This is a genomic window from Microbacterium sp. YJN-G (assembly GCF_015040615.1).
GTDB lineage: Bacteria > Actinomycetota > Actinomycetes > Actinomycetales > Microbacteriaceae > Microbacterium.
On sequence record NZ_CP060402.1, the window covers coordinates 2,956,680 to 2,971,924 of the forward strand.

11 protein-coding genes are annotated in these 15,245 nt (G+C 70.9%); 3 read left to right on the top strand and 8 right to left on the bottom strand.

From position 1 onward, the window contains the following. Position 1 precedes the first annotated feature (1 nt). Complete coding sequence (locus H7694_RS14200; RefSeq protein ID WP_193599244.1) at positions 2 to 922, top strand: carbohydrate ABC transporter permease; 921 nt, start codon at positions 2 to 4, stop codon at positions 920 to 922. Positions 923 to 982: 60 nt separating this feature from the next. After that, positions 983 to 2,506 carry an alpha-N-arabinofuranosidase gene (locus H7694_RS14205; protein WP_193597106.1) on the top strand — a complete coding sequence of 508 codons (1,524 nt, stop codon included), beginning with the start codon at positions 983 to 985 and terminating at the stop codon, positions 2,504 to 2,506. A gap of 109 nt (positions 2,507 to 2,615) precedes the next feature. Here H7694_RS14205 and H7694_RS14210 read toward each other — a convergent pair whose 3' ends face one another. The 4 genes from H7694_RS14210 to H7694_RS14225 all read right to left on the bottom strand — a co-directional run bounded on the left by H7694_RS14210 (position 2,616) and on the right by H7694_RS14225 (position 8,270). Further along, entirely contained in the window at positions 2,616 to 4,355 is a 1,740-nt protein-coding gene (locus H7694_RS14210) for a glycoside hydrolase family 35 protein (RefSeq protein WP_193597107.1), read from the bottom strand. Next, entirely contained in the window at positions 4,352 to 5,710 is a 1,359-nt protein-coding gene (locus tag H7694_RS14215; RefSeq protein WP_227468143.1) for a glycoside hydrolase family 27 protein, read from the bottom strand. Before H7694_RS14215 ends, H7694_RS14210 begins: the two co-directional genes overlap by 4 nt. 66 nt (positions 5,711 to 5,776) lie before the next feature. Then, a complete protein-coding gene (locus H7694_RS14220; RefSeq protein ID WP_227468144.1) occupies positions 5,777 to 6,787 on the bottom strand; it encodes a LacI family DNA-binding transcriptional regulator in 1,011 nt (336 codons plus the stop codon). Between the two features lie 37 nt (positions 6,788 to 6,824). After that, positions 6,825 to 8,270, bottom strand: coding sequence for an alpha-N-arabinofuranosidase (locus tag H7694_RS14225; protein WP_227468145.1), 1,446 nt, complete (start codon positions 8,268 to 8,270; stop codon positions 6,825 to 6,827). Between the two features lie 127 nt (positions 8,271 to 8,397). On the opposite strand from H7694_RS14225, the gene H7694_RS14230 reads away from it, so the two are divergent. Beyond that, entirely contained in the window at positions 8,398 to 10,638 is a 2,241-nt protein-coding gene (locus tag H7694_RS14230; protein ID WP_193597109.1) for a beta-L-arabinofuranosidase domain-containing protein, read from the top strand. A 30-nt stretch (positions 10,639 to 10,668) separates the two neighbouring features. Here the strand turns inward: H7694_RS14230 and H7694_RS14235 are convergent, their stop codons facing one another. From H7694_RS14235 to H7694_RS14250, 4 genes are all read right to left on the bottom strand, one after another. Then, a complete protein-coding gene (locus tag H7694_RS14235) occupies positions 10,669 to 11,682 on the bottom strand; it encodes an arabinan endo-1,5-alpha-L-arabinosidase (protein WP_227468146.1) in 1,014 nt (337 codons plus the stop codon). After that, on the bottom strand, positions 11,679 to 13,178 hold the full coding sequence (locus tag H7694_RS14240) for an alpha-N-arabinofuranosidase (protein ID WP_193597110.1): 1,500 nt from the start codon (positions 13,176 to 13,178) through the stop codon (positions 11,679 to 11,681). Before H7694_RS14240 ends, H7694_RS14235 begins: the two co-directional genes overlap by 4 nt. A gap of 78 nt (positions 13,179 to 13,256) precedes the next feature. Next, complete coding sequence (locus H7694_RS14245; protein ID WP_193597111.1) at positions 13,257 to 13,901, bottom strand: YesL family protein; 645 nt, start codon at positions 13,899 to 13,901, stop codon at positions 13,257 to 13,259. Further along, on the bottom strand, positions 13,898 to 15,244 hold the full coding sequence (locus H7694_RS14250; RefSeq protein ID WP_193597112.1) for an arabinan endo-1,5-alpha-L-arabinosidase: 1,347 nt from the start codon (positions 15,242 to 15,244) through the stop codon (positions 13,898 to 13,900). The genes H7694_RS14245 and H7694_RS14250 overlap by 4 nt, the downstream gene beginning before the upstream one ends. Position 15,245: the final 1 nt, after the last annotated feature.

The window sequence follows — 15,245 nt, forward strand, 5'->3', positions numbered from 1 at the left end:
GATGTCCACCGCGACCCTCTCTCCCACCGAGACCGTCACCGTCCCCGACGGCCGGCGCACCAGGCGCGCCCACCGGCCGCACCTGCCGGGGCAACGCCCGTTCGCGCCGCTGCGCGTGACGGCGTTCATCGTTCTCATCGTCCTCGCCGTCAGCTGGCTGCTGCCGTTCCTGTGGGCGGTCGCCACGGCGTTCAAGACCGAGACGGATGCCGCCTCCGGCGACCCGTCGTGGATCGGCGCGAGTGGCATCACCTCCGAGGCGTTCACGGCGATCCTCTCGCAGGGCAACGTGTACATCTGGGCGTGGAACAGCCTGATCACCTCGGTGGCGATCACCGTGATCACCGTGGCGATCTCGGCCGGTGCGGCCTACGCGTTCTCGCGCCTGGACTTCCGCGGCCGGCGCTGGCTGTTCTTCGTGATCGTCGCCTCGATCGTCGTGCCGCCGCAGGTGCTGATCATCCCGCTGTTCTACGAGATGCTCGCGTTCAACATGATCGACACCCACTGGGGTCTGATCCTGCCGCAGGTGGTGGCGCCGGCGATGGTGTTCATCCTGAAGAAGTTCTTCGACGCCGTGCCGATCGAGCTCGAGGACGCGGCCCGGGTGGACGGCGCCAGCCGGTTCCGCATCTTCTGGTCGATCGTGCTGCCACTGTCGCGCCCGATCCTGGCATCCGTCGCGATCTTCGTGTTCATCGGCGCGTGGAACAACTTCCTGTGGCCGTTCCTCGTGATAAACGACACCACGCTGATGACCCTGCCGGTCGGTCTGCAGACCGTGATCAGCGCCTACGGCGTGCAGTACGCGCAGGTCATGGCGCAGGCGGTGCTGGCCGCGCTGCCGCTGATCATCGTGTTCGTCATCTTCCAGAAGCAGATCGTCAAGGGCGTCGCGACCAGCGGCTTCGGCGGTCAGTAGCATCCCCGGCCGGCGGCCGCGCGCCGCCGGCCGATCCCCATCCCCCTCAGAAGGAGAGCAATGTCCCAGGCCCGCATCACCATCGACCGCGACTTCACGATCGCCGACGTCCCCCGGCGCCTGTTCGGGTCGTTCGTCGAGCACATGGGGCGGTGCGTGTACACCGGCATCTTCGAGCCGGGGCACCCGCAGGCCGACGAGCGCGGCTTCCGCCAGGACGTGCTCGCCCTGGTGCGCGAGATGGGCCCGACGGTGGTGCGCTACCCGGGCGGCAACTTCGTCTCGGGTTACCGCTGGGAGGACGGCGTCGGCCCGGTCGACGATCGTCCGGTGCGCATCGACGGCGCCTGGCACACCATCGAGACGAACGCGTTCGGGCTGCACGAGTTCGTCGACTGGGCCCGCGAGGCCGAGGTCGAGGTGATGGAGGCCATCAACCTCGGCACCCGCGGGGTGGAGGAGGCACGGGCGCTGGTGGAGTACGCCAACCACCCCGGCGGCACGCACTGGTCCGACCTGCGCCGCCGCAACGGCGCCGCAGACCCCTTCGACATCAAGCTGTGGTGCCTGGGCAACGAACTCGACGGCCCCTGGCAGATCGGCCACAAGACCGCGCACGAGTACGGCCGGCTCGCGCAGGAGACCGCGAAGGCGATGAAGCTCGTCGACGATTCGATCGAGCTGGTCGCGGTGGGCTCGTCGAACCGCGGGATGCCGACCTTCGGCACCTGGGAGCACACCGTGCTCACCCACGCCTACGACGAGGTGGACTACATCTCGATGCACGCCTACTACCAGGAGCACGACGGCGACGCCGAGTCGTTCCTCGCCGAGGCGGTCGAGATGGATGCCTTCATCGACGGCGTGATCGCCACGATCGACGCCGTGAAGGCGGCGGGAAAGCACACCAAGCAGGTCGACATCTCGTTCGACGAGTGGAACGTCTGGTACCAGTCGGGTCTGGACACCGACGACCAGCCGCACCAGGTCTCGAAGACCTGGCGCGAGCACCCGCGCCTGATCGAAGACACCTATTCGGTGACGGATGCCGTCGTCGTCGGCACCTTCCTGAACAGCCTGCTGCGCCACGGCGACCGCGTGAAGATCGCCAACCAGGCGCAGCTGGTCAACGTGATCGCCCCGATCCGCTCCGAGGAGGGCGGCGCGGCCTGGCGGCAGACGAGCTTCTGGCCCTTCGAGCGCATGGCGCGCCTGGCGCGCGGGCGGATCCTGCGCACGGCGGTGTCGGCCTCGCAGATCGCCACCAAGCGCTACGGCGATGTGGATGCCGTGGACGCCGCCGCCACCTGGGATGAGGAGTCCGGCCGCGTGGTGGTGTTCGTCGCCAACCGCTCACTGACCGAGCAGAGCGACCTCACCGTCGACCTGCGCGGGTTCGGCGACCTGCGCGTCGTGAACGCCGAGACGCTCACGATCCCAGAGGGCGGCGACCGCCACACCGCGAACCTCGAGACGACCCCGGATGCCGTGCACATGGTGCCGCTGTCCGCCGCCGAGGTCGTCGACGGCGCGGTGCGCGCGACCCTGCCCGCCCTGTCGTGGTCGGTGATCGAGCTGGCCTGACGTCGCGCCGCCGCGCCCGCCCCGGCGCTCAGCTCCCGCGAGACTTCACTTCGAGCATGAGACTGCACGTCTGACGTGCAGTCTCATGCTCGTCGGCAAGTCTCGCGGGTCATTCCTCGCGCGGGCCGAGGTGGGGGTGCGGGAGGAATCGGGCCACGGCATCCGTCCCCGCCTCCAGCTCGACGACGACCAGTTCGTTCGCGCCGCCGCGCACGACGGGGGCGGGCACGTACAGGGTGCGCTGCGGCCCGCTGCGCCAGTACCTGCCCAGCAGGAAGCCGTTCACGAATGCGAAGCCCCTGCCCCACGACGCGGTGTCGAGGAAGAGGTCGGCGGGAGCCTCGGCCCGGAACGTCCCGCGCAGCACCGTCAGCCCGCCTCCGGTGTCGCCGAGCGGGGCATCGGATGCTGCCGCGGCGAGCGCGTCGAGATCGATCGGGGTGGCCGTCCAGCCCTCCAGCACGTCGCCGTCGAGGGTCACGGGGCCGATCAGCCCCTTCGCCTCGCCGAGCCGGTGATCGTAGTTGACCCGCCCCTGCTCCTCGACGAGCACGCGCAGGCGGGCGCCTTCGGGGATGCGCAGGGCGCTCTCGTGACGGGTGCGCGAGAGGGACCCGGCCGGGATGCCGTCCACCGAGATCCACGCCTGATCGCGCACCTCGCCGAACCGCAGCGTGCCCGAACGCCCGGGCAGCGCGGTCTCGTACAGGACCAGTGCGCCGAGATGCCCCAGCGCGTCGAACGACGGCGCCTCCACGTCCCGGACGGCAGGCGCGGCGGGCAGTCCGACCTCGACCGCGGCGAGGTCGATCTCGAACGACGGCGCCTCGCGGGCGGCATCCGGGATCTCCTCCGGCACCGGCGCGTACTTCGCGATCACGTCGCGGAAGGCGAAGAACTTCTCCGTCGGGTTCCCGGCCTCGTCCAGCGGCGCGTCGTAATCGTACGAGGTGACGATCGGCAGGTACCGGCCCTTGTCGTTGGCGCCGTTGGTGAGGCCGTAGTTGGTGCCGCCGTGGAACATGTAGAAGTTCACCGACGCCCCGGCCTCGAGCAGCGCGTCGAGCTCGGCCGCGGAGTCGGCCGGCGCCGTGGTGTGGTGCGCCGCGCCCCACCAGTCGAACCAGCCGTCCCAGAACTCCGCGCACATCAGCGGTCCGCTCGGCTGGTGTCGGCGCAGGACGGCCAGGCGCTCGAGTGCCCGCGAGCCGAACGATCCTGTCTTGTGCAGCTCGGGCAGGCTGCCCGCGGCCAGCATCCGGTCGGTGGGCTGGTCGATCGTGGTCAGCGGCACCTCGATCCCGGCCTGCCTGGTCACCTGCACCAGGTGCGCGAGGTAATCCTTGTCGTCGCCGTAGGCGCCGTACTCGTTCTCGATCTGCACCAGCACGACCGGCCCGCCGCGGTCGATCTGCCGCGGTGCGACGATCTCGTACACGCGCTGCAGGTAGCCGGTGACCGCGTCGAGGTACTGCGGTTCGGCCCGGCGCAGGCCGATGCCCTCGGCACCGGTGAGCCACACCGGCAGTCCGCCGTTGTGCCACTCTGCGCAGATGTACGGCCCCGGACGCACGATCGCGTGCATGCCCTCGGCGTCGATGAGGTCGAGGAAGGCGCCCAGATCGTTCCAGCCCGTTGCATCCCACTCGCCGCGGCGCGGTTCGTGGGCGTTCCAGGCGACGTAGGTCTCGATCGTGTTAAGGCCCATCAGCCGGGCCTTGCGGATGCGGTCGCGCCACTGCTCGGGATGCACGCGGAAGTAGTGGATCGCCCCGGAGAGGATGCGGTGCGGCTGCCCGTCGAGCAGGAAGTCACGGTCGCCGATCTGGAAGCGAGAGGGAGAGGTCATCCGAGGTTCTCCAGGGAGTCGGGTGCCGGCTGAGAGTCAGCGGCGGGATCGAAGCGGAGGAGCACCGCGCCGTGCGCGGCCAGGCTCAGGCGCAGCGCCCGGCTGCCCGGCGCGACGCCCCGCGCGGCATCCGACTGCACGGTCACGGGTTCCGTCTCGAGGGCGCGGGCCGTCCACAGCTCGGTCACGACGCCGGCATCCGCCGGCAGCGCGAGCGAGCGCACGTCGAACACCGTCTCGCGCGGGTCGGCCGCGAGGTTGAACACGGCCGCGTAGCGGACGCCGTCCGGCCCGCCGGCGCCCCAGATGACCGTCGCGCCCTCCCGGAAGAGCTCTCGGCCGCCCGTCGACTCGCTCAGCACCGCGAGCGCATCCGCGTTCTGCAGCAGCGCGATCGTCGCCGGGTCGCTGGAGGGCAGGTCGCCGCCGATCATCAGCGGCGAGCGCGCGATGATCCACAGCGTCAGCAGCGAGATCCGCTCGGCGGGCGTGAGCCGGTCGTCGCGGGGCTCGCCGCGTTCGGCGCGGATGCCGATCCTGCCCAGCGGCAGCATGTCGCCGTCGGGCCAGCCGTGCGCGGACGCGTGCGGCGCCCAGCGCGCGAAGCGGGCGAAGTTCGCCTCGACGTCGTCCCACCGGTCCCAGAGGTCGTCGCAGATGCGCCACATGGTGGCGTGCGCGCGCAGGTGCTCGAGGTGCGCGAGCGACAGGTCGCGGCCCGGCGACAGGCTCAGCTCGATCGACCGGCCGCTGCGCTCGATCGCGCGCGCGTAGGCCTCGATGTCGGCGGCCTGGTAGGGCCACAGCATGTCGTCGGCCTTGATGAAGTCCACGCCCCACTGCGCGTACAGCGCGACGGTGCCGTCGTAGTACGCCTGCGCGGCCGGATGCCGATGGTCGAGCCCGACCATGTCGGGATTCCACTCGCAGGCGTTGGACGGCTCGGCGACGTCGGAGGCCCGCGAGTCCGTGTCGAGGATCGGCGTATCGGCGGCGAGCGCGCGTCGCGGGATGCCGCGCATGACGTGGATGCCGAAGCGCAGGCCGAGTGCATGGATCTGCGCGGCGAGCGGGGCGAAGCCCCGCCCGCCGGCCGAGCTCGGGAATCGCTCGGGGTCGGGCACGAGGCGGCCGTGATCGTCCATGCACAACGGCGGGCTGTCGTTGTAGCCGTGGCTGCGCGCGGTCGGGTCGGACCAGTCGATGTCGATGACGACCGTGTCCCAGCCGTACTCGCGCAGGTGCTCGGACATGAACCGGGCGTTGGCGAGCACCTCGTCCTCGGTGACGGTGGTGCCGTAGCAGTCCCAGCTGTTCCAGCCCATCGGCGGGCGGGTGGAGATCGGTGTGCGCATGGATGAACGCCCCTTCATCGGGTCGAGCAGGGTCGGGTCGAGCAGGGTCGGATGCTGCCGGCGGTGTCAGCTCGCGGTGGATTCGCGGGCGACCAGGCGCACCGGCCCGACGACCGTGCGGTAGTCGTCGTCTCCGCGTCTGCCCTCGATGCGATCGATGAGCATGGTGACCGCGGCATCCGCCATCGCGGCATGGTCGGGGGCGATCGTCGTCAGCGACGGGGTGAGGAAGGCCGACAGCGGCACGTCGTCGAAGCCGACCACCTTCACGTCCTTCGGCACCCGGCGCCCGGCATCCGCCAGCGCCCGCACCGCGCCGATGGCGACGAGGTCGGTGGAGCAGAACACCCCGTCGACCTCCGGGAACCCGGCGAGCAGCTCGGTCATCGCCGCCCGTCCGCCTTCGAGGGTGAACGGCGTCGAACGCACGAGCCGGGGGTCGAGCCGGATGCCGCGGGCGGCGAGCGCGTCCTCGAAGCCGCGCACGCGCGAGGTGGACACGTCGACGACGCCGGTGTCGCTGTAGTAGCCGCCGAGCATCGCCGGTGTGCGGCATCCGCGATCGATCAGGTGATCGGCGGCGAGCGCCGCACCGTCGGCGTTGGCCATCACGACGTGGTCGAGCGGGCCGGTGAAGCCGCGCTCGCCGAGCGCGACGGTCGGGAAGTCGCCGCGCAGGAGCACCGCGTCGTCGTCGTGCAGCTCGACGGCGCTGAGGATCAGGCCGTCGTAGTTGCGCAGGCGCGACCGCGAGATGGCATCCAGCTCCCGGTCCCGGCTGGCGGCGGTCTGCTCGACGACGAGTTCGTAGCCCCGGGCTGCGGCGCGCTCGATGAGCAGGCTGGCCAGCAGCCCGAAGTACGGCCGGTCGATCTCGGGCACGGCCAGGGCGATCACGCCCGTGCGGCCCTGGCGCAGGCTCCTGGCGGAGGTGTTCACGTGGTAGCCGAGCTCGGCGATCGAGGCGAGCACCTTCTGACGGGTGCTGTCGCGCACATGCGGATGGTCGTTGACCACGTTCGAGACGGTCATGACCGACACGCCCGCGTGCCGCGCGACGTCCTGCATCGTCGTCATGTCGCCTCCCCGTCGATCATCGCAGACGCGGCCGATCTCACTCCGCGACCGCGAGGCGCACGGTGGCGACTGAGTGCGGCGGCAGGGTCGCCTTCACCGTGCGGCCGTTCACCGAGACGTCGAGGTCGGCGAGGGCGACCGTGTCCGGGGCGTCGAAGGTGTTGTGCGCCGTGGCCGATGCCCCCGTGAGCACCTGGGCGCGTCGCACCTCGGTGATCGCCGACGGCAGCTCGAAGACGACCTCGACCTCGCGGTCGAGCGCGGTGTTCGTCACGCTCACCGTGTAGGCGCCGTCCTTGAACGACGCGGTCGCGTCGGTGTCCTGGCCGAACGTTCCGGCGGGCACGTCCACGTACTCCGCATCCTGGTGGTCGGTGTAGAGATCGAACACGTGATAGGTCGGCGTGGTCAGCATCCGCCCGCCGTCGGTGAGGATCATCGCCTGCAGCACGTTGACCAGCTGGGCGATGTTGGCCATCCGCACCCGGTCGGCGTGGCGGTGGAAGATGTTCAGCGTGATCGCCGCGACCGCGGCATCCCGCAGAGTGCTCTGCTGGTAGAGGAACCCGGGGTTGGTGCCCTCTTCGACGTCGTACCAGGTGCCCCACTCGTCGACGATCAGCGAGACGCGCTTGGCGGGGTCGTACTTGTCCATGATGCGGCTGTGCCGCGTGACCAGCTCGTCCATGCGGCGGGCCTGGCGCAGGGTCTCGTGCCATTCGAAGTCCGAGAACTCCAGCGCCGCGCCCTTCCGGGCCCAGTCGGAGGTCGGCAGGGTGTAGTAGTGCAGGCTGAGGCCGTGCATGTGCTCGGCGGCGCGCGCCATGAGCACGTCGGTCCATTCGTAGTCGTCGGCGTTGGCGCCGCAGGCGATCTTCGCGATCTGGTCCTCGCCGTAGTTGCGCACGTAGGTCTGGAACTGCCGGTACTGGTTGGCGTAGTGCAGCGGGAGCATGTTGCCCCCGCATCCCCAGCTCTCGTTCCCGACCCCGAAGAACTCCAGCTTCCACGGCTGCTCGCGGCCGTACCGCTTGCGCAGCTCGGCCATCGGCGCGGTGGAGTCGAGGGTCATGTACTCGATCCAGTCCTGCATCTCGGCGACGGTGCCGCTTCCGACGTTGCCGTTGATGTACGCCTCGGCGTCGAGCTGGTGCAGCAGCTCGAAGTACTCGTGCGTGCCGAAGGCGTTCGACTCGACGACGCCGCCCCAGTGCGTGTTCACCATCGGCTGACGCTCGGGGCCGACGCCCTTGAGCCAGTGGTACTCGTCGGCGAAGCATCCGCCGGGCCAGCGCACCACCGGCACCTTGATGTGCCGCAGCGCGTCGATCACGTCGGTGCGCAGGCCGTTGCGGTGCGGGATGTCGGAGTCGGCCCCGACCCAGACGCCTTCGTAGATGCAGCGGCCGAGGTGCTCGGCGAACTGCCCGTAGATGCGGCGGTCGATGACGGATGCACCGGGGGTGCGGGAGAGAACGGTCACGGGGGTCCTGTCGACGGAGGAGCATCGGCTTCGATGAACGGTGTGTAGCGATACAATCACAGTTCCTGTAGCGTTACAACACTCTCGATCCGAAGGCGAGGACTCGCCATCACCCGAAGGTCTGCGCATGAAGTTCCTGCCCCTGGATCAGGTCCGCCTGCTCGACGGTCCGTTCGCCCGGGCCGTCGAGGTCGATCTGCGCTACGCGCTCGAGCTCGACCCCGATCGGCTGCTCGCCCCGTTCCGGCGCGAGGCGGGTCTGCCGGCGAAGGCGCCAAGCTACGGCAACTGGGAGGACTCGGGGCTCGACGGCCAGATCGCCGGGCACCAGCTCTCCGCTCTCGCGTTCCTGCACGCCTCGACCGGTGACGTCGAGGCGCGTCGCCGGCTGGACGCGATGGTCGCCGAGCTCGCCGAGTGCCAGCGCGCGAACGGCGGCGGCTACGTCGGCGGCATCCCGGGCGGTCAGGCGCTGTTCGAGTCGCTGGCGACCGGGGGCGCCGGCGCCGTCGCGGCGCTCGGCTCCAGCGAGCACTGGGTGCCCTGGTACAACCTGCACAAGACCTTCCAGGGCCTGATCGATGCGCATGTCGTCGCCGGCGACGAGCTGCCGCTGCGCATCGTCACGTCGCTGGCCGACTGGTGGCTGCCCATCGCCGACCGGATCGACGACGCGACGTTCGAGCGGATGCTGGACACCGAGTTCGGCGGCATGAACGATGCCTTCGCGCAGCTGGCCCAGCTGACCGGCCAGGACAAGTACGCCGCGCAGGCCGAACGGTTCTCGCATCGCGCGATCCTCGATCCTCTGCGGCGCGGTGAGGATGCACTGACCGGCCTGCACGCGAACACGCAGATCCCGAAGGCGGTCGGCTATGCGAGCACCGCCGTCGCCGTCGGCGACGACGCGTACCTGCGTGCGGCCGATGCGTTCTGGCGCACCGTGGTCGAGCACCGCACGGTGGCGATCGGCGGCAACAGCGTGCGCGAGCACTTCCACGACGCGCACGACTTCACGTCGATGATCGACGACCGCGAGGGTCCGGAGTTCTGCAACACCTACAACATGCTCAAGCTCACCCGGGCGCTCGCCGAGCACGAGCTGCGCCCCGAGCTGCTCGACTTCGCCGAGCGCGCGGTGTTCAACCACGTGCTCGCCTCGCAGCATCCCGAGCGCGGCGGCTTCGTGTACTTCACCTCGATGCGCCCGCGTCACTACCGGGTGTACTCGCAGCCGCAGCTCGGCTTCTGGTGCTGCGTCGGCACCGGCCTCGAGGCGCAGGCCCGCTCGGCGGCCGAGTGGGTGTTCGGCATCGAGGACGGCGCACCGGCGGTGAACCTCTACCTGCCCGCCCAGGCGCTGATCGATCTGCCGGGTGCCGCCCTGCCTGGCGTCAGCATCCGCGTCGAGGCCGACCTGCCGCGCAGCGGCGAGGTCGCCATCCGCATCGATCCCGCGGAGGCCAGGGCGTTCCCGCTGCGGTTGCGCGTGCCGGCGTGGGCCGAAGAGCTGGCCGGCGGGCTCGTGGACCTGCGCGTGAACGGCTCGCCGGCCGAGGCCGGGGCTCTGCCCGGCGCTGTGCTGGTCGAGCGCACCTGGGAGCCCGGCGACCGCGTGACGTTCCGGCTGCCGGTCGACGTGCGCGCCGAGCGGCTGCCCGACGGCTCGCCGTGGCAGGCGTTCCTCGCCGGTCCGTCGGTGCTGGCGACGCGGGACGGCGACGCGCATCTCGACGGGCTGTACGCCGATGACAGCCGGATGGGTCATGTCGCGCACGGCCCGCTGCTGCCCTTCGCCGACCTGCCGGTGCTCTCCCCCGGCGAGGTGCCCGGCGGGCTGGAGCCGTTCTCCGGCATCCACGACTCCCGCTACACCGTGTACTGGCCGGTCTCGGACGGCGACCGGGCGGCGCGCGCGGCGCAGCTGCGCGACCTCGACGACGGCCTCGCGGTCGACGCGGCGACGGTCGATGCGGTGGCGTTCGGCGAGCAGCAGCCGGAGTCCGACCACGGTTTCACCGGCACCGGCACGTCCGTGCTGACGACGGGTGACCGGCGCTGGCGGACGACGACCGAGAGCATGTCGGTGCGGATGCAGACGCCGGGCGCCCGCACCCTGCGCATCCGCTATCGGCTGACGGAGACGCCCACCGCGGTGACGGTGCGGATCGACGACGAGATCGTCGCCGAGGAGCGCTTCGGCACCGCCGACCGAGACGGCGGCCGTGACGCCGGCCGCGACGGTGAGGTGCTCGACATCGACTACGGGATCGGCGAGGTCGCCGGGCGCACGACCGCGCAGGTGCGGTTCACCGCCGCCGATGGCCTGCTCACTCCCGCGATCGGGGCGGTGCGGCTGCTGCGCTGACGCCCGGGCCCACCGGGGTACGGAGCGGCCTCAGGGCCTCTCGTCGGCCGAGTCCGGCCAGGTGGCGCTCGGCCAGCCGTCGCGCCACTCCAGCGGCAGGATGCCGAGGGTGGGGATGCCGTCGGCGGCCCCGTCGTAGTAATGGAAGGCCAGCATCCCGTCCGCGACGGACTGCCCTCCCGGGCCGATGCGCGAGGCGCCGTCGCCGGCCAGCACGATGGTGCCGCCGTCGTCGAGGAGGGCTGCGCCGTGGGCATCCAGGTACGGGCCGGTGACGTCCTCCGCCCTGCCGACGATGATCTCGTAGGTGCTGTCGACGCCGCGGCAGCAGAAGCCGCGCGAGGCGAACAGATAGAACCAGCCGTCGCGCTCGATGATGTACGGCGCCTCGATCGCGTTCTCGACGAGGCCGCGGTCGGCGAGCCGCAGGGGTTCGGCGTCGTCGGCGCGCAGTCCGCCGGGCCATTCCAGTTCGACCATCCGGATGCCCGACGAGAACGAGCCGAACGACATCCATGGCGTGCCGTCGGCATCCTCCACGATGCCGGCGTCGATGGCGTTGTAGTCGGTGCCCTCCGAGGCGATCACCGGCCCGCGGTCGACCCATTCGTAGGCGGGGTCGGCGGGGTCGAGAGTGGTGTTGGTGGCCAGGGCGATCACCGAGCGGCTGCTGCCGAAGGTCGACACCGAGTAGTAGAGGTACCAGGTGCCGTCATGCTCGTACAGCTCGGGCGCCCAGAGGTTGTCGACCCCGGGCACGGCATCCGCGAGCCAGGCGGGCTTCTCGGGCCACACCTCACCGGCGTACTCCCAGTCGGCACCGTCGTCGGAGCGCCGGATCTGGATGCCGCCGTCGGCGATCTGCCCGTTGCCGGTCGAGTACACGAAATGGCCGTCCTCGGTGACCGCGTAGGCCGGGTCGTGCACGAAGACGTCGCCCGACAGCTCGGGCGCGGCGACCGCCGCCGCGCACCCAGCCAGCGCCGTCGCCGCGGTGAGGACCGCGACGGCGGCGCCGGCCAGGCGCAGGAGCGGATGCGTCACGACAGGGCGAGCGCAGACCAGGAGACGGGCGGCAGCGTGACCGTGAGCACGCCGTCGGCGAGGGCCACACACTCGAGGTCCTTCAGCCCGACGCGGTTCTGGTCGGCGAGGGTGTTCTTGGCGTACACCTCGTCGTCCCACAGGGTGACGGCCTCGTCGATGCGCGAGACCCCGAGCTCGGAGACCGCGATGGTCACCTCGATCGATTCGGTCTGGCTGCGGTTGACCAGGAACACCGCCGAGCTCTCGCCGTCGGTGGTGACGACGGAGTCCACCAGGGGTGCCGCGCCGTAGACGGCGGTGTCGTAGGTGCCCACGTCGATGCGGGGCTTGATGATCTCGCCCTTGGCCAGGCGCGAGGTCACCGAGAACGGGAAGAACGTGGTCTGCCGCCAGGCGTCTCCGCCGGGCTCGGTCATGATCGGCGCGATCACGTTGACCAGCTGGGCGAGCGAGGCCGAGGCGACCCGGTCGTGGTTCTTCAGCAGCGTGATGAGCAGGTTGCCCAGCACCACGGCATCCGCCACCGAGTACACGTCCTCGAGCTGGCGGGGCGCGTAGCGCCACTCGTCGTTGACCTCGTCGGAGGCCTGGTGCTCGTCGAGGTACCAGATGTTCCACTCGTCGAACGAGAGCTTGATCTTCTTGTCGGACTTCAGCTTGTACCCGACGTGGTCGGCCGTGGCGGCTACCGTCTCGATGAAGTACTGCATGTTCAGCGACGAGGCCAGGTACGAGGCGAGGTCTCCGCCGCGCTCCTGGTAGTAGGCGTGGCACGAGATGAAGTCGACGTGCTGGTACGTGTGCTCGAGCACCGTGCGCTCCCAGTCGCCGAAGGTCGGCATCGACGACCCCGACGAGCCGCACACGACCAGTTCGAGGTTGCGGTCGGCGGCCTTCATGGCCTGCGCCGTGCGGGCGGCGAGCTTGCCGTAGTCGTCGGCGGTCATGTAGCCGGTCTGCCACGGGCCGTCCATCTCGTTGCCCAGGCACCACATGCGGATGTCGTGCGGCTCGACGGTGCCGTTGGCGATGCGCTGGTCGCTCAGCGCCGTGCCCGAGGGGTGGTTGGCGTACTCGAGCAGGTCGAGGGCTGCCTCGATGCCGCGGGTGCCGAGGTTGACGGCCATCATCAGCTCGGAACCGGTGAGCTTGAGCCACCGGGCGAACTCGTCGACGCCGACCTGGTTGGTCTCCAGCGAGTGCCAGGCGAGGTCACGGCGCACCGGGCGCTGCTCGCGCGGACCGACCGAGTCCTCCCAGCGGAAGCCCGAGACGAAGTTGCCGCCCGGGTAGCGGATCGTGGTCGAGCCGAGCTCGCGCACGAGGTCGACGACGTCGAGGCGGAAGCCGTCCTCATTGGCGGTGGGGTGGCCGGGCTCGTAGATGCCGTCGTAGACGCAGCGGCCGAGGTGCTCGACGAACGAGCCGAAGATGCGCCGGTCGATCGGCGCGACGACCGCCTCGCGGTCGATGGAGATGCGTGCCTTGGTCACGGTGTTCCTTTTCTGGGTGGGGTGGTCAGTGCATCGACGCGGTCGTCAGCGGGGTCGCTGAGCCCGTCGAAGGGTCGGTCAGTGGTTCGGATGCGCCGGGTCGAGGTGGGCGAGCCGCCGGTCGATGAGGCGCACGGCGATGGCGAGCGGCACGGAGGCGCCCGCCAGCGGGGCGAAGACCGGGACTGCGAGCGCGATCAGGCCGCACGCGGCGAGCGCGACGACCACGCCGGCCCCGGTCGCAGGCGATGTGAGCGTGACGGTGACCGCGTAGCGCAGCAGCGCCGCGGGCGGGTCGTCGTAGCGCTCGAGCAGGGTCACGACGACGATGCCGGTCAGCAGGGCGGCCAGCGCGATCGCCACGGTCAGCGTCGTGAGCACGGCGGCGGCCGGCCCGGTCAGACGCGGCAGCACGAGGGCGTCGGCGGCGAGCAGCGCGGCAGCGGCGAGGAACGGGATGCCGGCGAGGTTCGCGCGCAGGAACGAACGGCGGTAGGCGCGCACGAAGACGCGGGTCGCACCGCCCTCGCGCTCGAGGGTCGTCGAGTCGCGCAGCAGCACGGATGCCGCGGCGGCGCCTGCCGGCATGATGCCGAGCACCCCGAGCCCGGCCAGGGTGCCGGCCGCGAACAGCAGGTTGACGAGCACGAGCGTGCAGGCCGCGTTCAGCAGCTGCATGACCCGGCCGGTCCAGCCCAGGCCCAGCTGCGCCTCGGTGTTCATGGCGTCACCGCCTTGGATCCGCTCCACACGACGCCGTCGCGGTCGATGCCGCTGAAGGCGAGCACGGTGCGCTGCGCGACGGGGTCCCAGGCGCCGAAGACGACGGCGTCGAGAACGATGTCAGCGCTGGGGCCCTTCGAGAGCCTCAGGGACCCAGCTTGGGCCGCGTTCAGGGACCCAGCGTCGGGGCACACGACGAGTTGCACGCCCACGGCATCCCCGTCGGACTCGCCCTCGGCGATCACGGTGACGCGCTCGGCGTCGACCATCGCCGGCACCTCGGGCGCGAAGCGCACGGCATCCCACTCCCCCGCGATCGGCTCGGGCGACGCGAGTCGCTCGCGCTCGGCGCCGGCGTAGGGGTGCGGCGAGACGAGCGGCCATCCTGACGCCGTCCAGTGCACGCGGCGCACCTGCGCCTCGTGCTGGGTGGGGGCGTCGGCGAGGCGCACGTGGTGCACCATGAAGGTCGCGTCGCCGTCATGGAAGATCGAGTTGTGCCCGGGGGCGATGAGCCCCACCCCGCCGGGGAAGCGCAGCCCGCCGAGCACCTTGGTGCCGGTGCTCTCGGCATCCGCCTCGGCAGGCGAGGTCAGCTCGCGCCCCTGGTGGTCGAGGTACGGCCCGGTGATGGCATCCGAGACGCCGACGCGCACGCTGTAGGTGTCGGCGAGCGAGTCGTACGAGACGAACAGCACGTACCGCCCGTCGCGGCGCACGACGTAGGCGCCCTCGATGGCGCCGTCGACGCTGCGCGGCCGGCGCGCGATCAGCGCTCCCGGCTCGTCGCGCAGGCGCTTGCCGGTCTCGATCGAGAGCTCGACGGCGTGGATGCCGCCGAAGAACGAGCCGTAGATCATCCACGGCGCCCCGTCGGCGTCGAAGACGACGGCCGCGTCGATCGCGTTGACGGCGTCGCGGTCGTGATGGGTGGCGATCACGATGCCGCGGTCGGTCCACGGGCCCGACGGGGCGGATGCGGTGGCCAGCCCGATCGCCGAGGTGCGCGAGCCGAACGTCGACGCCGAGTAGTACATGTGCCAGCGCGGCTCGGCATCCCTTTCGTCGCCGCCGGCATCCGGCCACCGCACCACCTCGGGCGCCCAGAGTCCTGCCGCACCCGACCACTCCCCCGCCTGCTGCGGGACGCCGTCGAGGGCCGTGCCCCGGAACGTCCAGGTGACCAGGTCGGGCGAGGTGCGCACGTGCGCACCGGCCGGGATGCGATCCACGCCCGCCGCGGCGTCGGTGGAGAACATGTACCAGAGCCCGTCGTCGCCGCGGACGATCGTCGGGTCGTGCGCGTTGCGCGCACCCCAGCCGGAGGTGTCGAGGTCGAACATG

Excerpts from the sequence above, each read along its gene's own strand:
- H7694_RS14250 (WP_193597112.1), bottom strand. The coding sequence starts at position 15,244 with ATGTTCGACCTCGACACCTCCGGCTGGGGTGCGCGCAACGCGCACGAC.
- H7694_RS14220 (WP_227468144.1), bottom strand. The coding sequence starts at position 6,787 with ATGACGACGATGCAGGACGTCGCGCGGCACGCGGGCGTGTCGGTCATG.
- H7694_RS14200 (WP_193599244.1), top strand. The coding sequence starts at position 2 with ATGTCCACCGCGACCCTCTCTCCCACCGAGACCGTCACCGTCCCCGAC.
- H7694_RS14215 (WP_227468143.1), bottom strand. The coding sequence starts at position 5,710 with ATGCGCACACCGATCTCCACCCGCCCGCCGATGGGCTGGAACAGCTGG.
- H7694_RS14210 (WP_193597107.1), bottom strand. The coding sequence starts at position 4,355 with ATGACCTCTCCCTCTCGCTTCCAGATCGGCGACCGTGACTTCCTGCTC.
- H7694_RS14230 (WP_193597109.1), top strand. The coding sequence starts at position 8,398 with ATGAAGTTCCTGCCCCTGGATCAGGTCCGCCTGCTCGACGGTCCGTTC.
- H7694_RS14245 (WP_193597111.1), bottom strand. The coding sequence starts at position 13,901 with ATGAACACCGAGGCGCAGCTGGGCCTGGGCTGGACCGGCCGGGTCATG.
- H7694_RS14205 (WP_193597106.1), top strand. The coding sequence starts at position 983 with ATGTCCCAGGCCCGCATCACCATCGACCGCGACTTCACGATCGCCGAC.